Source organism: Lysobacter soli, assembly GCF_003382285.1.
Taxonomy (GTDB): domain Bacteria; phylum Pseudomonadota; class Gammaproteobacteria; order Xanthomonadales; family Xanthomonadaceae; genus Lysobacter_J; species Lysobacter_J soli.
In genome coordinates this window covers 170900-193225 of record NZ_QTJR01000003.1, presented here as the reverse complement: position 1 = coordinate 193225, position 22326 = coordinate 170900, and the positions used below count along the sequence as shown (strand labels likewise).

Genomic DNA, 22326 nt, shown 5'->3' with positions numbered 1-22326 from the left:
CCGCTATGTTCAAACCCATCCCAGTAGCCATCGGCCTGCGCTACCTGCGCGCCAAACGCCGAAACGGCTTCATCTCCTTCATTTCCCTGGCCTCCATCGCGGGCATCGCCCTCGGCGTCACCGCGCTGATCACCACGCTTGCGGTGATGAGCGGCTTCCAGCGCGAAATCCGCGACCGCATGTTGCAGATGGCCGCACACGCGACCGTCAGCGCCTACGGCGAACCGCTCACGGACTGGCAGACCGCCGTGAACCAGGCCGTCGCCGACAAGCGCGTGGCGGGCGCGGCGCCGTACATCGAAAAGGAAGCGTTGCTGTCCGGCGCGCGCAATCAGCCGGCGATGGTCCGCGGCGTGGTGCCGGACCAGGAGGGCAAGGTGTCCGTCCTGGCCGACAAGATGGTGCAGGGCAAGCTCGACTCGCTCGCACCCGGCAGCTTCAACATCGTGCTCGGCAAGGAGCTGGCGCTGTGGCTCGGCGTCGGCATCGGCGACAGCGTGGTGATGACCACCACCGACTTCCGCAGCACGCCGCTGGGCGCGGTGCCGCAACTCAAGCGCTTCACCGTCAGCGGCATCTTCGAGGCCGGTTACAACGATTTCGACAAGGGCCTTGCCGTCGCCAACATGCACGACATGCAGCGCCTGCTGCGCATGGGCGACGGCGTTACGGGCGTGCGCCTGCGCCTGCACGACATGGACCAGGCGTGGGACGTCGCGCGCGACCTTGCCGTCTCGCTGGGCGGCCCGTTCCGCGTCAGCGACTGGACGAGCGAGAACGCCAACATGTTCCGCGCGCTGAAGATGGAAAAAACCATCATGGCGATCCTGCTGTCGCTGATCATCGCCATGGGCGCGTTCAACCTGGTCAGCTCGCAGGTAATGCTCGTCACCGACAAGCAGGCCGACATCGCGATCCTCCGCACACTCGGCCTCACGCCGCGCGGTGTCATGCAGGTCTTCGTCGTGCAGGGCACGCTGATCGGCGTGATCGGCACGGTCATCGGCGTCATCGGCGGCATCGTGCTGACGCTCAACCTCGAACACATCCTCAAGGCCATCGAGGCCGTGCTCGGCGTGCAGCTGCTGCCGGAGGATGTCTACTACATCACCGGGTTGCCGACCGACCTGCAATCCAGCGACGTGATGATCATCGCCGCCGTCGCGCTCGTCATGGCGTTCCTCGCCACCATCTACCCCGCCTGGCGCGCCGCGCGCACGGCCCCGGCGGAGGCGCTGCGCTATGAGTGATCCGATGCAGAAGAAGCACCAGGGCGAGGCGATCCGTGCCGAAGGCCTCGCCATGACGTACGCCGAAGGCAAGCTGCGCACACCCGTGTTCGAAGGGCTGGACCTCGCCGTGCAATCGGGCGAGACCGTGGCGATCCTCGGTGCGTCCGGGGCCGGTAAGAGCACGCTGCTGCATTTGCTCGGTGGTCTCGATACGCCGACCTCGGGCGAGGTCTTCGTCGCCGGTCAGAAAATGAGCTCGCTGTCCGATGCGGCACGCGGCGCATTGCGCAACCAGTCGCTCGGCTTCGTGTATCAGTTCCATCACCTGCTGCCGGAATTCACCGCGCTGGAAAACGTGATGCTGCCGGTGCTGCTCTCCGGCGCGCACGTGCCCGATGCGAACAAGCGCGCCAAGGCTTTGCTGGAATCAGTGGGCCTGGGGCATCGCCTGGACCACAAGCCCGGCGAACTGTCGGGCGGTGAGCGCCAGCGCGCGGCCGTCGCGCGTGCCCTGGTCAATCGTCCGGCTTGCGTGCTCGGCGACGAACCGACCGGCAATCTCGACGAGAAGACGGCCGAAACCGTGTTCGAGCTGATGCTCGCGCTCAACCGGGAGCAGCACACGGCATTGGTGCTGGTGACCCACGACCGCCGCCTTGCCCGTCGCCTCGACCGCGTGCTCGAACTGCACGAAGGCAAACTGCGTCAATTGGCTCCGGACGAGGTCTAGTCCGTGGCGACAGCGGCAGGGACGCCGCCTTTCGGAATCGCTGCAGCGCTGAGCCTGTTGGCCGGCGTCTGTGCTTGTCTCTGGTCGCCGTGGCTGCTGCCGTGGTGGGTGTCGTTGATCCTGCTGATCGGCGCTGCGTTATGCGTGTGGCGGGGTGTCGCTTCGTCGCAATCGCGTGCGCTGCTCGCGGGCTGGTCGCTTGCGGGGCTGGCGTTGGCAGGCCTGCATGCGGCGCATGCCCTCGCACTACAGCTGCCTTCCGCGCCGGCACGTCACGACGCGGTGGTCACTGGCCGCATCCTCGATCTGCCCGAACACGAGCCTCGCCGATCGCGCTTCCTGTTCCGAGTCGATGACGGTGTCGCCGACGCGCGCCTGCGCGGCCGCGATCTCAGGCTCGCGTGGTACGAAGACGACCCTGCTAGACGAAGCACCTTGCGCGCGGGCCAGCAGTGGCGTTTCGACGTGCGATTGCGCGCGCCGCGCGGACTGCGCAATCCCGGCGGCGCGGACGCGGAGAAGTTCGCGATGGCGCAACGCATCGCCGCGATGGGTTACGTGCGCTCGCCGGAAACGGCAATACAGCTCGCCCCGGCGCACGGCATCGACGCGTGGCGCGACGCGATGTCCGAACGCATCGCGACCCATGTCGATCGACCATCCTCGCGCTTCATACGCGCGCTGGCGCTCGGTGATGTGCGAGGCCTCGACGATGCCGACTGGACCGTCCTGCGTGCGAATGGCCTGACCCACCTCATCGCGATTTCCGGTTTCCACGTGGGCCTCGTCGCCGGCTTCTTCGCGCTGATCGTGCGGGCCCTCTGGTGGTCATGGCCGACCTTGGCGCGCCGCGTGCCGGCGCCCATCGCCGCCGCCGCGGGCAGCGTCGGCGGCGCCGCCCTGTACACGGCTGTCGCCGGCTTCGCCCTGCCGACGGTACGAACGGCGCTGATGATCGCGATCGTCGCCGGCCTGCGCGGGTTGCGGCGCCGGATGTCGGCCGGCGAATGCCTCGCGCTGGCCGCCTTTGCGATGCTGCTGATCGACCCGTTGGCCGCGCTTTCGGCGGGTTTCTGGCTGAGCTTCGCCGGCGTGGCGTGGCTACTGTGGTGCCTGCCCGACAGCGGCGGGAATGCGGTGCACGATTTCCTCTCCGCGCAGGGCGTGGCATCGATTGGTCTGCTGCCGGTCGCGGCGATCCTCTTCGGGCAGGCGTCGCTGGCCGGCCCGCTGGCGAACCTCGTCGCAGTGCCATGGTGGAGCCTCGCCGTCGTCCCGCTGGCATTGCTGGGGCTTGGGCTGGAATCGGTACACGCGGGAGCAGGCGAGTGGGCGTGGCAGCTCGCCGCGTGGTGCTTCGATCTCAGCTGGCCGCTCTTCGAGTGGCTGGCGGCAAGCCCGCTGTCGTTCTGGTGGTTGCCTGAGGCTGCCTGGTTCGCTTTGCCGCTCGCGCTGATCGGCGCGTTCTGGCTGCTTCTGCCACGCGGCACGCCCGGCAAGGCGCTGGCGGCGCTGCTCTGGTTGCCGCTGCTGTGGCCAGACCGACGCGTACCCGTGGCCGGCGAAGCCGAACTGGTCGTCATCGACGTGGGACAGGGGCAGTCGGTACTGGTGCGAACCGCGCAGCACGCATTGCTGGTCGACATGGGCCCCGCCGTGCAGGACGGCTTCGATGCGGGCGGGCGTGCGGTGATCCCGGTGCTTCATGCACTCGGGGTGCCCCGGCTAGACGGCGCCGTGGTCAGTCATGGCGACAACGACCACGTGGGCGGTTGGCCCGCCGTGGCGGCGCAATATCCCGTGCCCATGCTGTTCGCGCCCGACGGCGTTCGCCTGCCGGGGAGCCGTCCGTGCCTTGCAGGCCGCGGCTGGACGTGGGACGGCGTCCGGTTCCGCTTCCTGCACCCGCCGGTCGATTTCCCGTACCTGGGCAACGAGTCCAGCTGCGTGCTGCGGATCGAGGCAGCGGGGCGGTCGGCGCTGATCGCCGGCGACATCGGCGAGGTCATCGAGCGCCGCCTCGCGCGCGAGCAGCCCGCGAGCGTGCGCGCCGACGTCGTGCTGGTCGCCCACCACGGCAGCGGCGGGTCGTCCGATCCCGCCTTCGTCGCGGCGACGGGCGCCTCGGAGGCGCTGGTCTCATCGGGTCACGGCAACCGGTTCGGCCATCCGCGGCCGTTCGTGGTCGAGCGCTGGCGCCATGCCGGGGGCGCCGTCCACGACACCGCGATGGAAGGAGCGCTGCGCGTCCGGCTGGAACGCGACGGAATCGAAGTGGAAGCGCGACGAGAGGCACATCCGCGCCTGTGGGACGCGGCGCGGCGCGGGGACTCGCGTTCGGCTGGGCTATCCTATCGGGAAGATCGAGACGGCCGAGGGCCGGAGGGGTAGTTCGCGTGCTGGAACTGGTCAAGGCCGGCGGTTGGCCGATGATTCCGCTGTTGTTGCTGTCGGTGCTGGCCCTGACGCTGATCGTCGAGCGCGCCTGGACGCTGCGCCGCAGTGCCGTCCTTCCGCCGAACCTGGGCAAGGAAGTCCGCACCTGGGCGGGCAGCGGCAAGCTGGACCCGGCCCATATCGAATCCCTGCGCCGCACCTCGCCGCTGGGCGAGCTGCTGGCCGCCGCGCTCGACGTGCGCCTGCGTCCGCGCGACCAGATCCGTGAGCGCATCGAGGACGTCGGTCGCCACCTCGTCCACAAGATGGAGCGCTACCTGAACACGTTGGGCACCATCGCCGCCGCCGGCCCGCTCCTGGGCCTGTTCGGCACCGTCGTCGGCATGATCCAGATGTTCCTGGGCATCCTCGATCACGGCATCGGCGACGTGAACCAGCTCGCCGGCGGTATCGGCAAGGCGCTGGTGTGCACGGCCACCGGCATGATCGTCGCGATCCCGGCGCTGGCCGCCCACCGCTGGTTTCGCGGCCGCATCTCCGAATACATCGTCGCGATGGAACACGAGGCCATCGCGCTGATGGACACGCTCGACAGCCGCCCGGCGACCGCCGTGCGCGCGCCGCAGGCTGCCTGAGGCACGCCGCACGATGCGTATCCGCGACCACCGCGCCGACGATGAGCCGCACATCGACCTGGTGCCGCTCATCGACGTGATCCTGGTGCTGATCATCTTCTTCGTGGTCACCGCCACGTTCGATGCGCGCTCGGTGCTCAAGCTCGAGCTGCCGCGCGCCACCGGCGAGGCCGCTACCGATCCGGCCAAGGCGCTGATCGTGCTGGTGAACGCCGATGGCCGTTACTTCGTCGACGACCGCGAAGTGCTGCGCAGCGACGTCGAATCGCTCAAGAGCACCATCGCCGAAGTGGCGGGCAACGACCGCGACCGCCCGGTGATGCTGCGCGCCGACGCGCGCACGCCGTACCAGGCCGTCGTCACCGTGTACGACGCGCTCGGCCAGCTCGGTTTCCGCAAGGTCATGAACGCGACCGCGCCGCAGACGCATGAGGCGGCGGCAGAGGCGAAGAAGTGAGTCGCGAGGTCTCCGCCGGGAAAATCTACCGACGGTTGCTGCATTTCGTCGCGCCGTATCGCGGCGTACTCGTCGTGGCGCTGGTCGGCATGCTGATCGAAGCCGGCGCGGCGGGCGCGTTCGCCAAGCTGATGAACCCGATGGTCGACGAGACCTTCGTCACCCGCAATCCGAACGTCAGCCTCGTGCTGCCGCTGGCGATCATCGGCATCTTCGTCGCGCGCGGCATCGCGGGTTACCTCACCGACACCTTCATGGCTCGGGCCGGCCGCAGCATCGCGCGCGACCTGCGCGTGCAGGTGCTGGGCAAGTACCTGCGCCTGCCGGGCCTGCGTTTCGACACCGAGCCGGTGTCCTCGATGCTCACGCGCCTGGGCTCGGACAGCGACCAGGTCGCGCAGGCCGCCATCGACGCGGCCAAGGTGATGCTGCAGCAGTCGCTGCAGGTGCTGGTGATGCTCGGCGTGATGCTTTACACCAGCTGGCGCGTGACGCTCGCGGTGCTGCTGCTCGGTCCGCTGCTGGCATGGACGATGGACAAGGTCGGCCGTCGTTACCGCCGCATCGGCCATCGCATCCAGGAGAGCGGGGCACAGCTGCTGCAGTCCGCCGACCAGGCGCTCTCGAACCACCAGGAAGTGAAGGTCTACGGCGCGCAGGCGACCGAACTTTCGCGCTATACCGGCCAGGCGAACCACCACCTGCGCCTGAGCCTGAAGGTCGAATCCACGCGCAGCATTTCATCGGCGATGGTCCAGCTGATGGGCGCGATCGGCCTGGCGATGCTGTTGTTCTTCGCCGGGCGCGAAGCCATGCAGGGCCGCTTGACCGCCGGCGAATTCGTCAGCCTCATGGTCGCGATGCTCGCCGTGATTCCCGCGCTGAAGCAGCTGACCAACGTGCAGGGCATGCTGCAGCGTGGCGTCGCCTCGGCCGAGCGCCTGTTCGACGTGATCGACACGCCGGACGAAGTCGACAGCGGCACGCAGCCGCTCGACCGCGCGCAGGGCCTGCTCGAATTCCGCCACGTAACCGCGCGCTATCCCGGCCAGGCCGAGCCCGCGCTGTCCGACATCACCTTCGAGGCGCGCCCCGGGACGGTGACCGCGATCGTCGGCCGTTCCGGCAGCGGCAAGTCGACGCTCATCAAGCTGATCCCGCGCTTCTACGACATCGAATCCGGGCAGATCCTGCTCGACGGCCATCCGCTGCAGGACTATCGCCTTGAGGACCTGCGGCGCCAGGTCGCGCTCGTTGGCCAACAGGTGATGCTGTTCGACGGCACGGTCGCGGCGAACGTCGCGTTCGGCGAAATGCAGGCGTCCGACCCGGAGGCGCTCGAACGCGCCGTGCGCGGCGCCAATGCGATGGAATTCGTCGAACGCCTGCCGGAAGGCCTGCAGACCGACATCGGCGCCAAGGGCGGCAAGTTGTCCGGCGGCCAGCGGCAGCGGCTGGCGATCGCGCGCGCGATGCTGAAGGACGCGCCGATCCTCATCCTCGACGAAGCCACCGCCGCGCTCGACACCGAATCCGAACGCCTCGTGCAGGGCGCGCTGGACACGTTGATGCCCAACCGCACCACGCTGGTCATCGCGCATCGCCTGTCGACGATCGAACACGCCGACCAGGTGCTGGTGCTCGACCAGGGCCGCATCGTCGAGCGTGGTACGCATGCGGAACTGCTCGCCATGGGCGGGCTCTACGCGCACCTGCACCGCATGCAGTTCCGCGAGGCCGAATGAGGCAGGGCCCGGTGGTGAAGACGAACCCGGCGAAGGCACGCTGCACGAAGACGCATTCGACCGACGGCTCGATGAGGAAGGCAAGATGAGCAAGGGCCCGGTGAATCCCCCCGCATACTGGTACGGCGACCTGCCGGTCCCGTTCGGCGCGCGCCTGTTGTCGGGCGTATACGGCGCCGTTTCGGGTTTGCGCCGCCGCGCGTATCGCAAGGGCTGGCTCAAGCGCGGGCATCCCGGCGTGCCGGTACTCGTTGTCGGCAATCTGACCGCCGGCGGCGCGGGCAAGACGCCGCTGACGATCGCGCTGGTCGAACGGCTGCGCGCCGAAGGCTGGAATCCCGGGGTGGCGAGCCGCGGCTACGGTCGCGACGACGCCGGCACCGCGCGCTGGGTCGATTCCAAGAGCGACGCCGCGCTGTCCGGCGACGAACCGGTGCTAATCGCGCAGCGCACCGGCGCGCCCGTGCGCGTCGACAAGGATCGTGCGGCCGCGGCTAAGGCGCTGGTGCAGGCCGGTTGCGATCTGGTCATCTGCGACGACGGCCTGCAGCATTACCGCCTTGCGCGCGATATCGAGATCGAAGTGGTCGACGGCCGGCGTCGCTACGGCAACGGCCGCTTGCTGCCCGCCGGCCCGATGCGCGAATTGCCCGATCGCGCGCAGGCCTGCGATTTTCGCGTCGTGAACGTCGGTACTGGCGGCTGCGATACGGGGTTCGGCGAGTGGTCGATGCGACTGGTCGCCGACATGGCCGATCCCATGCTCGGCGGCCGCCCACGCAAGGTCGGCTCGTTCTCCGGCCAGCGCGTGCACGCGGTTGCGGGCATCGGCGATCCGGAGCGCTTCTTCTCGACGTTGCGCGAGTTCGGCATCGCCGTCGTGCCGCACGCGTTTTCCGACCATCACCAGTACCAGGCCAGCGATTTCGAGTTCGGCAGCCGTGAACTTCCCGTGCTCATGACCGAGAAGGACGCGGTGAAGTGCACCGCGTTCGCCGACGAGCGCTTCTACTCCGTGCCGGTGCGCGCGGAACTGCCGGAAGCGTTCTGGGTGAGCCTGCTGGACCGCATCTCGGCGAAGGCGCGCGAGTATCGCGACGGCCGCGCATCAGGAGCGAAGACCGCATGAATGCCACTGCGCCCGATTTCGTCGTCGCCATTCCCGCGCGTTACGCCGCCAGCCGCCTGCCGGGCAAGCCGCTGCGCCTGCTCGCCGGCGAACCGCTCGTGCTGCACGTCGCGCGACGTGCGCTGACCGCCGGCGCGCGCGAGGTCTGGATCGCCACCGACGACGACCGCATCGCCACCGCCCTGGAAGGCGCCGGCGTGCGCGTCGCGATGACGTCGGCGGACCACGCCTCCGGCACCGATCGCCTGGCCGAATGCGCCCGCATCGCCGGCTGGAGCGATGAAACCATCGTGGTGAACCTGCAGGGCGACGAGCCCTTCGCGCCGGCGGCGGGCATCCGCGCCGTGGCCGAGCTCATGCGCGTCGGCGACACGGAAATGGCGACGCTGGCCGCACCCGTCACCGACGTCGAAACCCTGTTCGATCCGAACGCGGTGAAGCTCGTGCGCGCCGACGACGGCAGCGCGCTGTACTTCAGCCGCGCGCCCATCCCGTGGCCGCGCGATGCGTTCGCCCGCGACCGCAGCCGCATGCCCGAAGGCGGCCACTGGCTGCGCCACATCGGCATCTACGGCTACCGCGCCGGTTTCCTCCAGCGCTTCGCAGCGCTGCCGCCGGGCCGCCTGGAGCAGATCGAATCGCTGGAACAACTGCGCGTGCTCGAGGCCGGCTATCGCATCGCCGTCGGCGTGACGCCGGAGCCGTTCCCCCCGGGCGTCGACACGCCGGAAGACCTTGCCCGCGCCGAAGCCTGGATCGCCAGCGGTCATGGCTGAGCCCGTCCGCCTGCTCGTGGTGTGCCTGGGCAACATCTGCCGTTCGCCCGTGGCCGAAGGCGTGCTGCGCGCGCGTATTGCCGCCTCGACGCTCGCCGGGCGCGTGGAACTCGATTCGGCCGGCACCGGCGACTGGCACGTCGGCGAGCCGCCGGATCGACGGGCGATCGCCAACGCCGCCAGCCACGGCGTCGACATCGCCGGCTTGCGTGCTCGGCAGCTGTCGGCGTCGGACTATCGCCGGTTCGACTGGCTGCTCTGCGCCGATCGCGCCAACCTGCGCGACGTCCGCGCCCGCGCGCCGGCCGATGCGCACGCGCGCATCGCGCTGCTGCTGGACTGGGCCGGTGTGGAGGACGAAGGCGAAATCCCGGACCCGTACACGGGCGGGGCATCGCAGTTCGAGCATGTTTACCAGCTGCTCGATCGCGCTGCCGATGGCGCAATCGCGAGGCTGCGCCGCGAATACCCGTCGCGCCTGGGCTGAACGGCCGCCCGGATCTGTCCGCAGGGCAGGCCGCGCACGGTCTGTCGCCTTGCCCTGACGCATAATCGGCCCCATCCCTGAGCCGATGTTCATGACTGCAATTCCCGCCATCGTCCCGTCCTGCGCCTCGACCTCGTGTCGTGTCGCGCGCGCCTGCGACACGCCTTCCGGGCCCGGGCGTAGATGAGCCTCGCCGCCGCACCGGCCTTCGACGGAAAGGCCTTCGTCAAGCACCTGAGCACCGCGCCCGGCGTCTACCGGATGATCGCGGCGGACGATGCCGTGCTGTACGTCGGCAAGGCCGGCGCGCTGAAGAACCGCGTCTCCAGCTACTTCAACGCCACGCCGAAGTCGGCCCGCATCATGGCGATGCTGGCGCAGACCGCTCGCATGGAAGTCACGGTGACGCGCACCGAGGCCGAGGCGCTGATCCTGGAAAACCAGCTCATCAAGTCGCTGAAGCCGCGCTACAACGTGCTGCTGCGCGACGACAAGAGCTACCCCTACGTGCTGATGACGCAGGAAGCCTGGCCGCGTATCGCCATGCATCGCGGGCCGCGTTCGATCCCGGGGCGTTACTTCGGTCCGTACGCGAGCGTCGGCGCCGTGCGCGACACGCTCAACCTCATGCACAAGCTCTTCAAGCTGCGCAGCTGCGAGGACAGCGTCTTCCGTAACCGTTCGCGGCCGTGCCTGCAGCACCAGATCGGGCGCTGCAGTGCGCCGTGCGTCGGCCTGGTGCCGGCGCGCGATTACGCCGAAAGCGTGCGGCGTTCGGGCCTGTTCCTGGAAGGCCGCAGCGACGAGCTCAGCGAGGAACTGGCCAAGTCGATGGAAGCCGCGAGCGTGCGGCTCGATTTCGAGGAAGCCGCGCGCCTGCGGGACCTGTTGCAGTCGATCCGCAGCCTGCAGGCGCGACAGTACGTCGATGGCCGCGCAGCGGACCTCGACGTGCTGGCGATCGCGATGCACGGCGTCACCGCGTGCGTATTGCTGCTGGCGTTCCGCGACGGCCGCAACCTCGGCACGCGCGCGTTCTTCCCGAAGACCAACGGCAGCGAGAACGCTGAAGAAGTGCTCGCCGCGTTCGTATCGCAGTACTACGGCGAACAGACGCCACCACGCGAAATCGTGCTCGATCGCGACATTCCCGACCGCGACCTGATCGAACATGCGCTGTCGAGCACGTCGGATCGCCGCGTGCAGATCAAGTGCAACGTGCGCGCCGAACGCGCTGGCTACGTCGACCTGGCGCGTCGCAATGCGGAACTCGCGCTCGCCGCCGAACGCACCAGCCACGCCGCACAGCACACGCGTGCGGAAGGCTTGCGCGAACTGCTCGGGCTGGAGGCGCTGCCATCGCGCATCGAGTGTTTCGACATCAGCCACACGATGGGCGAGGCGACCGTCGCCTCGTGCGTGGTGTTCGATGCGCAGGGGCCGGTACGCGGGCAATACCGTCGCTTCAACATCTCCGGCATCGAGCCGGGCGACGATTACGCCGCGATGCATCAGGCGATCGAGCGCCGTTTCCGTCGCGCGATGGAAGAGGGCGGCGTGACGCCCGACATCCTGCTGATCGACGGCGGCGCGGGGCAGGTCGCGCAGGCGAGGGCGGTGCTGGATGACCTCGGTGTCGAAGGCGTCGCGCTGGTCGGCGTGGCCAAGGGACCGGAGCGCCGGCCCGGCGAGGAGGAGCTGCTGCTCCCCGACGGACGGACGGTGCGTCCAGGCGCCGAGTCGCCGGCCCTCCAATTGGTGCAGCAGGTTCGCGACGAAGCGCACCGTTTCGCCATCACCGGCCACCGGGGGCGCCGCCAGAAGGCGCGCAACACGAGCCGCCTGGAAGACATCGCCGGCATCGGCCCGCGCCGTCGCGCTAATCTGTTGCGGCATTTCGGCGGACTGGGCGGGCTGAAGGCAGCGGGCATCGAGGAGATCGCGCGCGTGGACGGCATCAATGACGCGCTGGCCGAGCGCATCTATGCGACCCTTCACGGGCTGGACGTGCCCGACAAGCCCGTCGAACGACCGCCCACCCCATCGGACACGACCGAAACGACCGGCGACGCGCGGAGCGAAGGATGAAGTTGACCGTACCCACCATGCTGACCCTGCTGCGGATCATGCTGATCCCGGTGCTGGTGCTGGTCTTCTACCTGCCCTACAAGTGGACGAATTTCGCGGCCGCTTTCATCTTCGCGTTCGCGTCGATCACCGACTGGCTCGATGGCTGGATCGCGCGGCGTTACAACCAGTTCTCGGCGTTCGGCGCGTTCCTCGATCCGGTGGCCGACAAGCTCATGGTCGCGATCGCGTTGCTGCTCACCGTGCAGAAGCATCCGACCGTGTGGATGGCGCTGTGGGCAGCGGTGATCATCGGTCGCGAGATCGCCGTCTCCGCGCTGCGCGAGTGGATGGCCGAACTCGGCCAGCGTGCGACGGTGAAGGTCGCGACGATCGGCAAGATCAAGACGATCGTGCAGATGGTGGCGCTCGTGTGCCTGCTTTATCAGGAGCCGTTCTACGGACTGAATATTTTCGTGATCGGCGAATGGCTGCTCGCGGCTGCTGCATTGCTGACGCTGTGGTCGGGTCTTGCGTACCTTCGTGCAGCGTGGCCGGTGTTGCGCGAAGACGCGCGTTCATAGAGAATATGCGCATCGCGAACGCAGACGCGTTCGACGATTCGACCGGGAGTTGGCAGCCAGGTCGGTGGTTCGGGAAGTCCGCTGACGGGATTTCCCACGGAGTGAAAAAGGTGTTGACACTTTTCATTCCATGCCTAAAATGTCGGTTCCTCAGCGGGAATAGCTCAGTTGGTAGAGCACGACCTTGCCAAGGTCGGGGTCGCGAGTTCGAGTCTCGTTTCCCGCTCCAGTTTCTGACAAGGCCCCGTTCTCGGGGCCTTGTTGTTTCAGGTCCCCGTGCGTGAACGGGCTTGGAATATGAAAGAATCCCGGATCCGATCCAGGTTCCACGGATTCCAGTCACCGGCCTGGTGGCAGAGTGGTTATGCAGCGGACTGCAAATCCGCGTACGCCGGTTCAATTCCGACCCAGGCCTCCAGAAAGAACGAAAGCCCGACCGAAAGGTCGGGCTTTTTCTTTGGCGCCTCGACCGGCCGCGTTCGGCGCGCGCACCACCGTCGCGTAAGCTACGCACGCGCTCCAGCCCGGATGGCGGAACAGGTAGACGCAGCAGACTTAAAATCTGCCGGCCTCGCGGCCGTCCCGGTTCGATCCCGGGTCCGGGCACCAACCTCCGTATCAGGATTTTCCGACCTTAATCGGACTATTCCCATGGCCTGCGTCGGAGCCGCTACCTACCATTCTTCGCATCGCAGACGGCCCGCCGCCTGCGTGTCGCACCGCCGGAAGTTCCGGATGGTTTCCCTCTGACGATCCGGCGCTCCTGACCAGGCGTGCCGAGCATGCGCTGCAATGCTCACACTCCTTCGCACCCGGCGCCGTCGCGCCGAACTCGAATCTGCTGCCCGCTACCTCGGCCCGATACGCCGGCAGATCCGCACGACACCGCTTACTCCGCCGCCATCCCCGTGGCGCGTTTCCGGCGTGTTCGCGGTGCCGCAACTGGAAGCGATCGGATTCGATCGCGAGAGCGAACTGCTACTGGTCGTGTCGCGCGACAGCCTCGGCGTCATCGACTGCGCCAGCGGCGAGAAAATCGCGCGCAAGGGCGGGACGCAGCGCGACAGCCCCCGCCCGCAACACCTGCTCCAGGCGAGGGGCATCGGCCCGCTCGAGCATGTCGATGTCGCCATCGCCGGGCACAAGGGCGGAGGCCTGCCGCGTGCGACGGAGGACGGCTGGTCGCTCGAACTGGTCACGCTCGAATGGCCCACACAGGACGTTCTGCTGGTGCCGCCGGGGAGCGCGCTGTTCGTGTGCCATGAGGACGACGAGGCACGCTTTACCCGCATCGAAAGCGATCCGGAAATCCACGCATGCGGCTTTTCCTTCTCCGGACGCAGCCTGGTGATCGCGGCCGGCGACGATCTGACGATCTATCACCGCGATTGAGGCGGCGCCCGGCGCTGGAATGCGCGCGGTGGCCACCCCGTACAATGCGCTCAAGCATCGCGGGATGCCGCGCAAGAGGGCTGGGGATGTCGGATTCGGTCGAGATTCGTATTGCGGTCGTCGGTCTGGGTTACGTCGGCCTGCCACTGGCGGTGGCGTTCGGCCAGCATCACGAGACGATCGGCTACGACATCGACGATGCCCGCGTCGCCACGCTTCAAACCGGGCAGGACGATAACGGCGAGGCAGACGCGCATGAAATCGCGGCCGCTTCGCGGCTCCGCTTCGTCGCGAACGCCGCTGAACTGCGCACCTGCAATGTCTTCGTCGTGACGGTCCCCACGCCCGTCGACGAATACAAGCGGCCGGATTTCCGTCCGCTCGTTGAAGCCAGTCGCACGATCGCCGGTGCACTGAAGAAAGGCGACACGGTGATCTACGAGTCGACGGTGTACCCCGGGGCGACGGAAGAGATCTGCGTTCCCGAACTCGAACGCGTGTCCGGGCTCACGTTCAACGAGGATTTCTTCGTCGGCTACAGCCCCGAGCGGATCAATCCAGGCGACCGGCAGCGCAGGCTGGTCGACATCCCGAAGGTGACGTCGGGTTCCACACCGGAAACGGCCGAGTTCGTCGACGCGCTCTATCGCGGCATCATCAAGGCCGGGACGCACAAGGCGTCCAGCATCCGCGTCGCGGAGGCATCGAAGGTCATCGAGAACACGCAGCGCGACGCGAACATCGCGCTGGTGAACGAGTTCGCGCTGATCTTCCAGCGTCTGGGCATCGATACGACCGAAGTGCTGGAAGCGGCGGGAACCAAATGGAATTTCCTGCCGTTCCGGCCGGGTCTGGTCGGCGGGCACTGCATCGGTGTCGATCCGTACTATCTCATCCAGAAAGCGCAGGCGGCCGGGTATTACCCCGACATCCTGCTGGCCTGCCGGCGCATCAACGATGCGATGGGCGAGCACGTTGCGACCGACGTGGTGAAGCTGATGATCCAGCGCGACATCGCCGTCGCCGGATCGCGCATCCTGATACTCGGGCTGACGTTCAAGGAAAACTGCGCGGACCTGCGCAACACACGCGTGGTCGAACTGGCGCAGAAGTTCGGCGAGTACCGGGCGAAGGTCGACATCCACGATCCGTGGGCGCAGGCCGACGAGGCGCGTGAAGCGTACGGGATCGAACTGGTTGCACAGCCACCGCTAGGCGCCTACGACGCGGTCGTACTGGCCGTCGCGCACGATCAGTTCCGGGAACTCGGGGCGAAGGGCGCGCGCGCTTTTGGCAAGCCGCATGCGCTGCTCTACGACATCAAGAGCCTGTATCCGCGCGACGAGGTCGACGCGCGTCTGTAGCGCGCCGTCAGTCGAGAAGTTCCAGCACGCGCTCCGGTGGTCGGCCGATGATGGCGCGCCCGTCGTGCACGAAGATCGGGCGTTCGATCAGGCGCGGATGCGCGCTCATCGCATCGATTAATGCGGACTCGCTCAACGACTCGTCCGCCAGGCCAAGCGCGCGGTATTCGTCTTCGCCGGTGCGAAGCAGTTCACGCGCGCGAAGGCCCAGTGTGTGGAGCAGCACGCGCAGCTCGGCGGGGGAGGGCGGGACGTCCAGATATGCCACGATGTCGGGCTCGATCCCGCGTTCACGCAGCAGTTCGAGCGCACCGCGGGATTTCGAGCAACGCGGGTTGTGATACAGCTTCGTTCCGTTCATCTGACCTCCGGAGCTCGCCGGGACGGAAAAACAAAAGGCCGGCTTTCGCCGGCCTTTGCCTGAAACTGGTGGGCGGTACAAGTTTCGAACTTGTGACCCCTGCCGTGTGAAAGCAGTGCTCTACCGCTGAGCTAACCGCCCGTAAGGGCTGCGCAGTATACAGCAAAGGGCCGGGAGGTTGGCAACACCCCGGGTTTCGACTGGTCCGGCGGCGCGACCGGGAATCTTCCTCCCAACAATCAGAATCTTCCGCTTACGCCCCCTCTTGGCGTCGGCGACACTCGGTGAATGATCCGCACACTGCTTGTAGACGACCACGCGATCGTCCGAGAGGGCTTCAAACGCCTGTTCCATAACACCGGCCGCTACGAAGTGGTCGCCGAAGCCGCCGACGCCTCGCAGGCGCTGGAGATCGTCCGCCTTCGTCCCATCGACGTCGCGGTCATCGACCTCAGCCTCGCGACCGCAGACGGGGGGCTCCTGCTGCTGCGCATGATGGGCAAGAAGCTTCCCAACGTTCGACGCGTCGTCGTCAGCATGCACAGCGACCCCGGCGTGGTGCTGCGTGCGCTCGATGAGGGCGCGCATGGTTACGTGACGAAGACCGCGGCCATTGCCGAGCTCGTCTCCGTGATCGACCGCGTCATGAGAGGCGATGTCGCGTTGAGCAGCGATATCAGCCAGGCGGTGGAGCGACCGAAAGACTTCGGCCTCACGCCGCGCGAACTGGAAACGCTGCGCGGCCTGCTGTCGGAACTGCCGCCGAAGGCGATCGCCGCCGACCTCGGCATCAGCGTAAAGACCCTCTACCGACATCGCACCAGCCTGATGGTGAAACTCGGCGCACGCACCCTGCCGGCGCTGGCACGCGTGGCGCGCGAGCGGGGTTATCTCGGAATGCTGCACCCCGAGCTTTGACGCGCGGCGTCTGCGTCACTCCAGCTGCGATGCCGCATACGCGGCGTCCAGTGTTTCCATCGCGTCGAGCGGCTTCAGTTTGGCCGCCTTTTCGTATTCCGCCGCGGCAGCATCTTCCTTCTTGTCGCCGTGCAGCAGCATCAGCACGTTACCGTGCTCGATATGCGCGATGGGCGAGTCCGGCGTGAGCTTCAACGCCATCGCGATATGCTTTTCTGCCTCGGCGGTTTTCGCGCCGTAGGTCAGGCCGCCGACCATCGCGCCAATCTTGCCGATGATCTCGGCGTGGTACAGCGCCATCGCCGTGTGCGCTTCCGCGTGCTTGGGCGCGAGGTCCAGCGTGGCCTCCAGCGCCGTGCGCACTTTGCCGGCAATACCGGCCTTCAACGCCTTGGCGATGCTCAGTCCCTGGCTGTAACGACCCAGGGCGAAGGCGTAACGGTAGTGGCTGTTCGCGTCGTCGGGCAGCGCCTTCACTGCGGCTTCCGCGAGTTTGGCCGCCTGTTCGAAGCGCTTGAGCCGCTCGGCTTCGTCATCGACCAGATAGGTCGCGTGGATGCCGAGCGCCTTGACCGCGACCGACGCGCCAATCGGGCCGAGTGCGACCCCTGCATCGTGCGCCGCCTTGAAATCGCCCCGGTGGAACGCGCGCCAGGCCTCCTGGAGCTGCGCCGCCAGCGAGTCGGCATCCACGCCTTTGGGCGCGGCCTTGCCCGCGGCGTGCAGCAGCGCGGCGGCGCGTTTGGCGTCGGGGTAGGGTTCGGTATCGCCGGCATGCAGCTCCGGCCAGGCCTTCTTCAGCGCGTCGCCCGCGTAGGCGAAACCCCTGGCGTCGTGCGGAAAGGCGGCCCAACTGGACTTCGCGGCCATCGGCGACTCCTCGTGCGGTCGATGGCGCAGCATCCTGCCTGCGCACCCGCGCTGGCAAGGGCTAGGGTGTTTGCTCGACAGCCGGCGTGGACAGTCGGGGAGGGCGGCCCGGCGGCCGCGAGGCAGATCGCGATGGCCCATCGAACCCGTCAACGTCCCACCCGGAAGACCACCCTGCGCCATGTATGGCTGGCGGGGCTGGGGATCGCAGCCGTATTCGCGCGCCGCCTGCGCAGGCATTGAGTCCGTCCGCACAGGCATCGAGCGAGTAGCGCCGAGGCTTCAGTCCAGATACGCCCGCGTCAGCGTGTTGAGATGCACCCGTTCCGCGTCTCGGAGGAAGGGCGCCAGCAGCATCATCACCTGCACGATGCCGTCGCGGATCGCGGCGTGTTCGTCCTTGTCGCCGCGCGCGGCAGCGTAGTTCAGCCAGAACGTCGCGATGACCAGCACGTTCGTCGCGGTCGCGGCGAGTTCGTCCTTCGACGCACGCATGATTCCCGCCTGCAGCAGACCGCGCATCACCGTGTGCGCCTGCTCGTTGGCGCGACGCAGGATGCGCGCAAAGCGCAATCGCAGGCGACGGTTCCGGCTGAGGATCTCCACCAGGTCGCGATGCAGGAAGCGGTAATCCCAGATGCATTCGAACACCAGGTGCAGCTGCAGCCAGATGTCCTCCAGCCCGGGCAGGCGGCCCTGCGGCGCGGCGAGCGCGGCGTCCATGCGCTCCTCGAAGCGCGCGAACAGCTGCTCGATGATGTCGTCCTTGTTGCGGAAGTGGTAGTACAGGTTGCCGGGGCTGATCTCCAGCTCGTCGGCGATGTGGTTCGTGGTGACATTCGGCTCGCCCAGCGCGTTGAACATCGTCAATGCGCTGTCGAGGATACGCTGGCGCGTCTGTTTCGCCATTGGTCGCGGATTGCGGCGCGTCAGGCGCGCAGCTTCTTCACCAGGTCGATGTATTTCTGCTTCGCGTCGTCGCTGGACGTGCCCTTGAGTTTCGCCCACGCCTCGTACTTGGCGGTGCCGACGAAGTCGAAGAAGCCGGGCTTCGGCCCGCTGACGTCGCCCTCCGAGCCCTGCTTGTAGAGCGCATACAGGCGCAGCAGCGTGTCGTTGTCGGGGCGCTCGGGCAGGGACTGGACATCCTTGGCGGCTTGTTCGAAAGCGGACTGCAGGTCGGTCATGACGGCGCCCCTCCGGCGACCCGGGATCGTGGCCGGGATTACCTCACGCGCCGTCGTCGATGGTCAATACGGCGGGGAATTGTGACGAGGCGGGGCCTCTGGCAACGTAGGCGCCAGGCGCCGCGCGGCGGCCATCCAAGGTCGGGGAAAGGGCAATGAGCTACTTCGTCACCGGTGCCACGGGATTCATCGGCCGCTTCCTGGTCGATCGGCTGCTGCGGCAGCGCAAGGGCACCGTCTACGTGCTGGTACGCAAGGATTCGCGGAAGAAGCTCGACGCCATCGCGAAGAAGATGGGATGGGATGGCAAGCGCGTGGTGCCGGTGGAAGGCGACATGACGCAGGAAAAATGCGGTGTCTCCGCAGCCCAGGCGCGTGCGCTGGCCGGGAAGGTGAAGCACTTCTTCCACCTCGCGGCGATCTACGACCTCACCGCCAAGCCGGAGGCGCAGTACGCGGCCAATGTCGAAGGCACGCGCCATGCGCTGGATCTCGCCGCGGCGCTGAAGGCCGGCGTGTTCCACCACACCAGTTCCATCGCCGCCGCCGGGCTGTATCCGGGCGTGTTCCGCGAGGACATGTTCGACGAAGCCGAAGGCCTGGACGATCCCTACCTCCGCACCAAGCATGATTCCGAAGGCCTGGTGCGCCGCGAAACGCGCGTGAAGTGGCGCATCTATCGCCCGGGCATGGTCGTCGGCCATTCGCAGACGGGCGAGATGGACAAGATCGACGGCCCGTATTTCTTCTTCACCTTCCTCAAGAAGCTGCGGCAGATGCTGCCGCCGTGGATGCCGATGCTCGGCCTGGAAGGCGGACGCATCAACATCGTGCCGGTCGATTACGTGGTCGATGCGATGGACCACATCGCACACAAGCCGCGGCTGGATGGCCACTGCTTCCACCTCACCGATCCCGATCCGCTGCGCGTGGGCGAGGTGCTCAACACCTTCGCACGCGCGGGCCATTCGCCGGAAATGACCATGCGCCTGGACGCGCGCATGTTCGCCTTCATCCCGGGCAGCGTGCGCGGTGCGGTCGCGAACCTGCCGCCGGTGCGGCGTTTCATCGGCATGCTGCTGCGCGATTTCAAGATTCCCAAGCAGGTGATGAAGTTCCTCACCTATCCCACGCGCTTCGACAATCGCGAAGCCGAGCGTGCCCTGAAGGGCAGCGGCATCCAGGTGCCGCCGCTGGAAAGCTACGCGTGGCGGCTATGGGATTACTGGGAGCGCCACCTCGATCCGGACCTGTTCGTGGACCGCAGCCTCAAGGGCAAGGTGCGCAACAAGGTGGTGGTGATCACCGGCGGTTCGTCGGGCATTGGCCTGGCGACCGCGCAGCGCGTGGCCGAAGCGGGCGCGATCACGATCATCGTCGCGCGCGGCGAGGAAGAGCTGTTCAAGGCACGGGACGCCATGAAGGCCGCCGGCGGCAAGGTGTTCGCCTACACCGCAGACCTGGCCGACATGGACGACTGCGATCGCCTGGTACAGACGGTGCTGGAAGAACACGGTCGCTGCGACGTGCTGGTGAACAACGCCGGCCGCTCGATACGTCGTTCGATCGAACTCAGCTACGACCGCTTCCACGATTTCGAACGCACGATGCAGCTGAACTATTTCGGCAGCCTGCGCCTGATCATGGGTTTCCTGCCCGGCATGACGCAGCGTCGGAAGGGTCACATCATCAACATCAGTTCGATCGGCGTGCTGGCCAATTCGCCCCGTTTTTCGGCCTACGTGGCATCGAAGGCCGCGCTGGACGCGTGGAGTCGCTGCGCGCAGGGCGAGCTGTCGGGCAAGGGCATCAGCTTCACCACGATCAACATGCCGCTGGTGAAGACGCCGATGATCGCGCCGACCAAGATGTACGACAGCGTGCCGACATTGACGCCGGATGAAGCGGCGGACCTGGTGATCAAGGGCATCATCGAGCGCCCGAGTCGCATCGCCACGCGCCTGGGCATCTTCGCGTCGGTCATCAATGCGCTGGCGCCGAAGGCTTATGAGGTCATCATGAGCACGGCGTTCGAGCTGTTCCCCGACTCGGCGGCAGCGCGCGGCGACAAGCAGGCGTTGAAGGGCGAAGTCGCGCCGAGCAGCGAACAGATCGCGTTCGCCGCGCTGATGCGGGGCGTGCACTGGTAGCGCATTGTCGCTTGTGTAGCCCGGGTAAGCGAAGCGCACCCGGGCGCGCATGAAGTCGTGTTGCGGCGGGCTGCGTCAGCCGGATCAGTACGCCCGGCACTGCAGGAAGCGCACTTTCCGTTCGCTTCCCGCCGGCGGCTGCAACTGCAGGCGCGAGGCGCGCAGCGCGTCGTAGCGGGCGAGTACGCCGCAGACTTCATTCACCTGCAACTGGTCGACGTCGTCGCGCTGCTGGATGACCAGGGTCGAGCTGGTCGACCACAGCACGCGTTCGACCCAGGGCAACGCGGCGACGGCGTGGATCACTTCTCCGCGCTCGAACTGGTCGCGGTTCGGATCGGCGGGAGCCGCCAGCATCGGGTCGGTGGGGACCGATTGCGATGCCGGTGCGCGCGGCGACGGCTGCGGGGCCGAGGCGGCGGGCGCAGGCGTTTCGATAGCAGGCGCAGCCTCCACCGGGGCGTCGCGCGTCATGCCCGGAACGAAGCCGAGGATGACGCCGACCGCCAGCGCGCCGGCCCATGCGATGGCCGTCTCGCGCACGCTGCGCCGGCGTGCGCTCAGGGTGAGATCGTCGCGCAGCGAGGCCGGCAGCATCGGTCCGACCAAGGCCCATAGCGCGTCGCCATCGAACAGCTCCAGGCCATCGCCAGCCTTGCGGGCCTCGGCGGGAATGCGCGCAGGCGTGGCGAGGATGCCGCCGGACGCGCCGTTGAACCGCACCGCTTCGGCCAGTTCGCGCACGCTCGCCGCGGCCAAGCGCGTGCGCGCCGCGGCGAGCTTGCACGCCAGCAACCAGGTGCGGCCGTCGCGTATGAGGCGAAGTTCCGCCTGTGGGCCGCGTTCAAGCGTCTGTTCGACCGATTCGGCTTCGAAACCCCGCGTACGCAGCGCCTCGACGACCAGGCGCGAGAACTCGCGCCAACGCATCTCCGCCAGCGCCTGGATACCGGCGGTCGTTTCGCCCTGGCGACGTCGAACCAGCCACAACCATGCCGTCGCCGCGGCGCCCAGCAACACGGTGGCGAGAAGGGCGATCGTCAGGGAAAAACCAGCCAGCATGCACAACCCGGGAGTGTCGGAGGCTGGCGACTATACGACAGCGACATGGCTCCCCGCGTGGCATCGGTCACGCGAGCTGTCGGATGCAGGCAAAGGAAAGCCCGCCAGTCCGAAACCGTAAGGGGAGGGGAGCATACGGAGCAGCGGACTGGCGGGCTTGTCGGGACGCCCGGCGCGGGCCGGGCGGTAATGCGTTGTTCGATCAGGACGTTGCGTTGGAACGGCTGCGGGTCGCCTTCCGCGGCGACTTGCGTGCGGCCGGCGCCTTGGTCGCCTTGCTGGTCGCGGTCTTGCGCGTGCCCGTCTTGCGCGGAGCGGCCGAACCGCCCTGGCGGCGCAGTTCGGCGGTGAGCGCGTCGACGCGGCGGCTCAGTTCGTTGAGGTCATCGCGGCCGGGTACGCCCAGCTTCACCAGCGAACGCTGCACGCGGTCCTCGAACACCTTCTCCAGACGATCCCAGGTGTCGACCGCGCGTTCGCGCGCCTGGCCGACGCGGGAGCCGACGACGTCGCGCACGACTTCCGCCTGACCGCCCGCGAAGCGGCGCGCGGTCTGTTCCAGCGTCATGCCTTCCTTGATCAGCGCGTCGAACAGCTTCGTGCCTTCGGCCTGCGCGCGCGAGAACGCGCCCACGCCCGCCAGCCAGATCTGCTGCGCCGATTCGCTCAGCGTGCGCGACAGCTGGTCGGCCTGTTGCTGTGCATCCTGCGCACCGGCCTTCTTGCGCGTGCGCGTGCCGGACGTGGTGGTCTTGCCGGCCGCCTTCTTGAACTTCGCCATGC

20 protein-coding genes, 4 tRNA genes and 1 pseudogene are annotated in these 22326 nt (G+C 67.6%); 18 read left to right on the top strand and 7 right to left on the bottom strand.

What is annotated here, in order from left to right:
* Positions 1-5: 5 nt before the first annotated feature.
* From DX912_RS06445 to DX912_RS06370, 16 genes and pseudogenes are all read left to right on the top strand, one after another.
* A complete protein-coding gene (locus DX912_RS06445; protein WP_115841660.1) occupies positions 6-1250 on the top strand; it encodes a lipoprotein-releasing ABC transporter permease subunit in 1245 nt (414 codons plus the stop codon).
* Between the two features lie 4 nt (positions 1251-1254).
* The gene (gene lolD, locus DX912_RS06440; protein ID WP_115841659.1) at positions 1255-1962 is read left to right on the top strand and encodes a lipoprotein-releasing ABC transporter ATP-binding protein LolD; all 708 of its coding nucleotides are present in this window, start codon (positions 1255-1257) and stop codon (positions 1960-1962) included.
* A 3-nt stretch (positions 1963-1965) separates the two neighbouring features.
* Positions 1966-4465, top strand: a pseudogene (locus tag DX912_RS06435) (DNA internalization-related competence protein ComEC/Rec2); the annotation flags it as partial.
* Positions 4359-4994: a MotA/TolQ/ExbB proton channel family protein gene (locus tag DX912_RS06430; protein ID WP_115841658.1), complete on the top strand. Its 636-nt coding sequence runs from the start codon at positions 4359-4361 to the stop codon at positions 4992-4994. The pseudogene DX912_RS06435 and the gene DX912_RS06430, both read left to right, overlap by 107 nt.
* 13 nt (positions 4995-5007) lie before the next feature.
* Positions 5008-5451 carry an ExbD/TolR family protein gene (locus tag DX912_RS06425; protein WP_115841657.1) on the top strand — a complete coding sequence of 148 codons (444 nt, stop codon included), beginning with the start codon at positions 5008-5010 and terminating at the stop codon, positions 5449-5451.
* A complete protein-coding gene (msbA, locus tag DX912_RS06420; protein WP_115841656.1) occupies positions 5448-7196 on the top strand; it encodes a lipid A export permease/ATP-binding protein MsbA in 1749 nt (582 codons plus the stop codon). Before DX912_RS06425 ends, msbA begins: the two co-directional genes overlap by 4 nt.
* Before the next feature lie 85 nt (positions 7197-7281).
* The gene (lpxK, locus tag DX912_RS06415; RefSeq protein ID WP_115841655.1) at positions 7282-8325 is read left to right on the top strand and encodes a tetraacyldisaccharide 4'-kinase; all 1044 of its coding nucleotides are present in this window, start codon (positions 7282-7284) and stop codon (positions 8323-8325) included.
* Complete coding sequence (gene kdsB / locus DX912_RS06410) at positions 8322-9101, top strand: 3-deoxy-manno-octulosonate cytidylyltransferase (protein WP_115841654.1); 780 nt, start codon at positions 8322-8324, stop codon at positions 9099-9101. The genes lpxK and kdsB overlap by 4 nt, the downstream gene beginning before the upstream one ends.
* A complete protein-coding gene (locus DX912_RS06405) occupies positions 9094-9588 on the top strand; it encodes a low molecular weight protein-tyrosine-phosphatase (RefSeq protein WP_115841653.1) in 495 nt (164 codons plus the stop codon). The genes kdsB and DX912_RS06405 overlap by 8 nt, the downstream gene beginning before the upstream one ends.
* A gap of 183 nt (positions 9589-9771) precedes the next feature.
* The gene (gene uvrC, locus DX912_RS06400) at positions 9772-11676 is read left to right on the top strand and encodes an excinuclease ABC subunit UvrC (RefSeq protein ID WP_115841652.1); all 1905 of its coding nucleotides are present in this window, start codon (positions 9772-9774) and stop codon (positions 11674-11676) included.
* Positions 11673-12239, top strand: coding sequence for a CDP-diacylglycerol--glycerol-3-phosphate 3-phosphatidyltransferase (gene pgsA, locus DX912_RS06395; protein WP_115841651.1), 567 nt, complete (start codon positions 11673-11675; stop codon positions 12237-12239). Before uvrC ends, pgsA begins: the two co-directional genes overlap by 4 nt.
* Before the next feature lie 153 nt (positions 12240-12392).
* Positions 12393-12468, top strand: a tRNA-Gly gene (locus DX912_RS06390).
* A 115-nt stretch (positions 12469-12583) separates the two neighbouring features.
* Positions 12584-12657: transfer RNA gene (locus DX912_RS06385), tRNA-Cys, on the top strand.
* A gap of 104 nt (positions 12658-12761) precedes the next feature.
* Positions 12762-12848: transfer RNA gene (locus tag DX912_RS06380), tRNA-Leu, on the top strand.
* Between the two features lie 183 nt (positions 12849-13031).
* Entirely contained in the window at positions 13032-13631 is a 600-nt protein-coding gene (locus tag DX912_RS06375) for a hypothetical protein (protein WP_147298574.1), read from the top strand.
* 86 nt (positions 13632-13717) lie between these two features.
* A complete protein-coding gene (locus DX912_RS06370) occupies positions 13718-14995 on the top strand; it encodes a nucleotide sugar dehydrogenase (protein ID WP_115841649.1) in 1278 nt (425 codons plus the stop codon).
* A gap of 7 nt (positions 14996-15002) precedes the next feature.
* Here the strand turns inward: DX912_RS06370 and arsC are convergent, their stop codons facing one another.
* A complete protein-coding gene (gene arsC / locus DX912_RS06365) occupies positions 15003-15356 on the bottom strand; it encodes an arsenate reductase (glutaredoxin) (protein ID WP_115841648.1) in 354 nt (117 codons plus the stop codon).
* A 66-nt stretch (positions 15357-15422) separates the two neighbouring features.
* Positions 15423-15497 (bottom strand) — tRNA-Val (locus DX912_RS06360).
* 147 nt (positions 15498-15644) lie between these two features.
* Between DX912_RS06360 and DX912_RS06355 the strand changes: the two genes are divergently transcribed.
* The gene (locus DX912_RS06355; RefSeq protein ID WP_115841647.1) at positions 15645-16274 is read left to right on the top strand and encodes a response regulator transcription factor; all 630 of its coding nucleotides are present in this window, start codon (positions 15645-15647) and stop codon (positions 16272-16274) included.
* A 15-nt stretch (positions 16275-16289) separates the two neighbouring features.
* Here the strand turns inward: DX912_RS06355 and DX912_RS06350 are convergent, their stop codons facing one another.
* The 3 genes from DX912_RS06350 to DX912_RS06340 form a co-directional block, all read right to left on the bottom strand.
* Complete coding sequence (locus tag DX912_RS06350; RefSeq protein WP_233433505.1) at positions 16290-17285, bottom strand: tetratricopeptide repeat protein; 996 nt, start codon at positions 17283-17285, stop codon at positions 16290-16292.
* 141 nt (positions 17286-17426) lie between these two features.
* Entirely contained in the window at positions 17427-18053 is a 627-nt protein-coding gene (locus DX912_RS06345) for a TetR/AcrR family transcriptional regulator (protein ID WP_115841645.1), read from the bottom strand.
* Between the two features lie 20 nt (positions 18054-18073).
* Entirely contained in the window at positions 18074-18331 is a 258-nt protein-coding gene (locus DX912_RS06340; RefSeq protein WP_115841644.1) for an acyl-CoA-binding protein, read from the bottom strand.
* A 155-nt stretch (positions 18332-18486) separates the two neighbouring features.
* On the opposite strand from DX912_RS06340, the gene DX912_RS06335 reads away from it, so the two are divergent.
* On the top strand, positions 18487-20481 hold the full coding sequence (locus tag DX912_RS06335; RefSeq protein ID WP_115841643.1) for an SDR family oxidoreductase: 1995 nt from the start codon (positions 18487-18489) through the stop codon (positions 20479-20481).
* An 84-nt stretch (positions 20482-20565) separates the two neighbouring features.
* Here the strand turns inward: DX912_RS06335 and DX912_RS06330 are convergent, their stop codons facing one another.
* Together DX912_RS06330 and DX912_RS06325 are read right to left on the bottom strand one after the other, a co-directional pair.
* Complete coding sequence (locus DX912_RS06330; protein ID WP_115841642.1) at positions 20566-21543, bottom strand: restriction endonuclease; 978 nt, start codon at positions 21541-21543, stop codon at positions 20566-20568.
* Positions 21544-21745: 202 nt separating this feature from the next.
* Positions 21746-22324, bottom strand: coding sequence for a phasin family protein (locus DX912_RS06325; protein ID WP_115841641.1), 579 nt, complete (start codon positions 22322-22324; stop codon positions 21746-21748).
* Positions 22325-22326 lie beyond the last annotated feature (2 nt).